Here is a 2,933-nt window from a genome sequence, read left to right as displayed (position 1 = left end):
AGCCGGGCTCATCATCAGCGCGCCGGCTTCGGCATAGACGGCCGAGGCCGGAATGCTCGAACCCGAGCAGGCATGGCCGTCGATGAACTTGACGCCATCGGCGACGACGCGGTTGGCAACCGACACCGCCTGCTTGGGATCGCACTGGTCGTCTTCGATATCACGCTTGATCATCGACCCGTTGACGCCGCCAGCGGCGTTGATCGCATCGGCAGCGGCCTGTGCGCCCTGCTTGAACTGATCGCCGATGGTGGCGAGCTGTCCGGTCATCGGGCCGATCACCGCAAAGGTGATATCGTCGGCGAATGCGACCGGCGTGCTCATCATCAGGCCGAATATGGCCGCGTTCAAAATACTCAATTTTTTCATGATGGTAGAACTCCTCCACTCACGCGCGGCCGCCCCGGCCACGCTTCTTCCAGAGAGGCGGGACAATTTCATCCTTCATTCGGCCTGTCTAGGCGCATTGGCGCCGCTCGATTGGGCCTGCAAGACGTCATCCACGCAAAAACCCACGCCAGCCTTGTTCCGGCTGGTCGTGGCTTTTTTGCCCGTCGAGCAATCTCCAGGCGCCCCGCCCCTAAAAATCCCGCTCAGCTTCCCTGTGTCGCGCACGACTGGGCCTTGCGGCCTGCCGCGTTCTTTCTCTTGCCCTCGTGACCGTCTTGCGCGGCCTTCAATTTCGCCGGGTCCGGCCGTCTGTGCGGCCTTGATCCCGGAGCTTCCCTGTCTTCGATAGGCCTGTCTGCGATTGGCAGATTTCAGTGCATGGTCATCCATTCGCGGGCTTCGCGAAGCGCCGTGGCGATCTCGACCTTCGACATGGCCGCCGACAGTTCCGAGCGCAGTTCCGCGGCGCGGGCCGAGCCCTTGATGGCGGCGATGTTGAACCATTTGTGGGCGGCAACGACATCGGTCTCGCAATCGCGGCCGGTCGCATACATCATGCCCAGTTCGAAAAGGATGTCGGCCTGGGCAGTTGCCCCCATGGCGCCGAAACCTGCTTCAAGCATTTCAAAACGTGCCATTTCAATCCCCTGTTTCCGGCCCCTGTCAGGCTCCCGAGAGCTGCCTTCTTTCGTCCTTGGCGGCTGCTCTTCCGATGCTTTCGAGAATGCCGTGCAGGCTTGAATCCGTCGTTAAATGGCGTGCTTAATTTGAGGAAAACAAAGCTAAAACAAGAGGTAAACGCGGAAATTCGTTAAGGATACAAAGCCAGCAATTCAGCCTGCTTGCGTCAAATTTGACGAAAATTTCCCGATGCCAATTCAAGACTTCGCTAACCACAGGAGACAAAGGCGATGCGCCGATCGTTTCATTTCCTTGGCCAGGAGGCGCATTCGGGGCCCTTCAAAATCCGAAAGTCTTCCGTTGCGGCACCGCTTTTGTTTTGCCGGGAGCTGGATTAGCTTACGTTTGCGTAAGCGGCAGACCGAGGCGGAGCATCCGGCCGGACATCTAAAGGGAGGAAGACATGTTTCGAAGAGTGAGCCTGGCCCTTGCGGCCACATTGATCATGGCCGGTGCGGCCTGGGCCGATCCGATCGAGGGCAATTGGAAGACGCAGGCCGGCGACACCGCAGCCATCGCTGGCGGCGGCTCGTTTTCCATCACGCTCAAGTCCGGCAAATATGCCGGCAAGACCATCGGCTCGCTCAAGGCGACGGGCGACAACAAATATGCCGGCAACATCACCGATCCGGCAAACGACAAGACCTATTCGGGCAAGGCGACATTGTCGGGCACCTCTCTCAAGATGAGCGGCTGCGTGCTCGGCGGGCTGATCTGCAAGAGCCAGACCTGGCACAAGCTCTGATCGAGCGCATCTTTCCGACCTGATGACGGGGCCCCGACGGGCCCCGTTTTCGTTTTGTCGACACATCCTGCGCCGGTGATGCTCGATGGAGGCCGGCGGCTATCCAACCGACGCCGGCGCCGTCGAAACCCCGTCAATCATCTTGAACCGCAGATGAACGCCGCCATCAGAGCCGGTTCAGTTGCATCAGGGCATTCTCCGGCGTGTTGAAGGAGACCGACCCAATGCTTGCTCGCCGCTTCACCATCGTCTGCCTGCTGGTGAGCCTGTTTGGAATGTTCTTCGCCATCCTCGTCGCTGAAGCGGGCCGTCCGGCCCGCGCCTGGGACGAAGCCAGTTCCAGAACCTGCCGCCTCGCCTGCCCCACCCATCTTCGCAACTGAACAAAGAAACCAAGACCTCGAAAAGAAAAGCTGAACGCCATGAACCGCATCGCCGCCAACGTTCTCAAGACCCTTCGGCTTCTGCCGCGGGCGGCGCTTATCCTGACGGTTCTGGCCGCTCCGGTCCTGGCCGTGCCGATGATGCGCGCTGACGCCGGCTCGACGATCGACGCACCGGCCCTGAAGAAGTCCGGCGTCGGCTTTGTGCTTCTGGTCAGCCTGCAGCGCGGTTGAAGAAAAACGGCGCTTTGGCCGCCTTCGGTCGCGACACCCCTCCCAAGTGCCGATCCAAGTCTCTATATTGAGCCATGGAAAAGCGAATCTACCCACAAGCCATCGAATCTGTCGTCATGCCGGAGCCTTTTGGCCGGCAAAGCTTTGATAGCGCTGAAAAGGCCGTCAAGGCACTGCAGGCGCTTTACGATCGCAACACCAGGTTCCTGCGCGACTCCTTCGCAGAATTGGCGGCAGCAGGCGGTGATAATGGCAAGCGCTACCGGGCCTTCTATCCGGAGATCGGCGTCACCACCAACTCATTCACCCAGATCGACTCGCGCCAGGCCTATGGGCATATGCCGACGCCTGGGCATTTTTCCACCACCATCACCCAGCCGGGCCTGTTCGAAAGCTACCTCGTCGAGCAGTTGCGCCTGATCATGCGCAATCATGGGGTTGCGGTCACGGTGTCGGAATCGACCACACCCATCCCGCTGCATTTCGCCTTCCTTGAAGGC

Annotated in this window: 5 protein-coding genes and 1 pseudogene; 4 read left to right on the top strand and 2 right to left on the bottom strand. The window is 60.0% G+C overall.

The features are described 5' to 3' along the window. Together EN994_RS25270 and EN994_RS25265 are read right to left on the bottom strand one after the other, a co-directional pair. On the bottom strand, positions 1-369 hold a 369-nt coding region (locus tag EN994_RS25270), incomplete at its 3' end, for an ABC transporter substrate-binding protein (RefSeq protein ID WP_164746170.1). A gap of 392 nt (positions 370-761) precedes the next feature. Further along, positions 762-1,028 carry a sel1 repeat family protein gene (locus EN994_RS25265; RefSeq protein WP_013532614.1) on the bottom strand — a complete coding sequence of 89 codons (267 nt, stop codon included), beginning with the start codon at positions 1,026-1,028 and terminating at the stop codon, positions 762-764. A 446-nt stretch (positions 1,029-1,474) separates the two neighbouring features. Here EN994_RS25265 and EN994_RS25260 point away from each other — a divergent pair, with 446 nt between their 5' ends. The 4 genes and pseudogenes from EN994_RS25260 to EN994_RS25250 form a co-directional block, all read left to right on the top strand. Then, on the top strand, positions 1,475-1,816 hold the full coding sequence (locus tag EN994_RS25260; RefSeq protein WP_013532615.1) for a DUF2147 domain-containing protein: 342 nt from the start codon (positions 1,475-1,477) through the stop codon (positions 1,814-1,816). A gap of 224 nt (positions 1,817-2,040) precedes the next feature. Continuing rightward, positions 2,041-2,199, top strand: a complete 159-nt coding sequence (locus EN994_RS35470) for a hypothetical protein (RefSeq protein WP_023812838.1) — start codon at positions 2,041-2,043, stop codon at positions 2,197-2,199. A gap of 39 nt (positions 2,200-2,238) precedes the next feature. After that, the gene (locus EN994_RS25255) at positions 2,239-2,433 is read left to right on the top strand and encodes a hypothetical protein (protein ID WP_013532616.1); all 195 of its coding nucleotides are present in this window, start codon (positions 2,239-2,241) and stop codon (positions 2,431-2,433) included. Positions 2,434-2,507: 74 nt separating this feature from the next. After that, positions 2,508-2,933: pseudogene (locus tag EN994_RS25250) on the top strand (AMP nucleosidase); the annotation flags it as partial.

Source organism: Mesorhizobium sp. M7A.F.Ca.CA.002.09.1.1 (genome assembly GCF_003998555.1).
GTDB lineage: Bacteria > Pseudomonadota > Alphaproteobacteria > Rhizobiales > Rhizobiaceae > Mesorhizobium > Mesorhizobium ciceri.
This window is presented reverse-complemented; position numbering and strand designations above follow the sequence as displayed.

What these genes read in the sequence shown, in the direction of transcription:
- EN994_RS25265 (WP_013532614.1), bottom strand. Translation starts at nt 1,028, where the DNA reads ATGGCACGTTTTGAAATGCTTGAAGCAGGTTTCGGCGCCATGGGGGCA.
- EN994_RS25260 (WP_013532615.1), top strand. Translation starts at nt 1,475, where the DNA reads ATGTTTCGAAGAGTGAGCCTGGCCCTTGCGGCCACATTGATCATGGCC.
- EN994_RS35470 (WP_023812838.1), top strand. Translation starts at nt 2,041, where the DNA reads ATGCTTGCTCGCCGCTTCACCATCGTCTGCCTGCTGGTGAGCCTGTTT.
- EN994_RS25255 (WP_013532616.1), top strand. Translation starts at nt 2,239, where the DNA reads ATGAACCGCATCGCCGCCAACGTTCTCAAGACCCTTCGGCTTCTGCCG.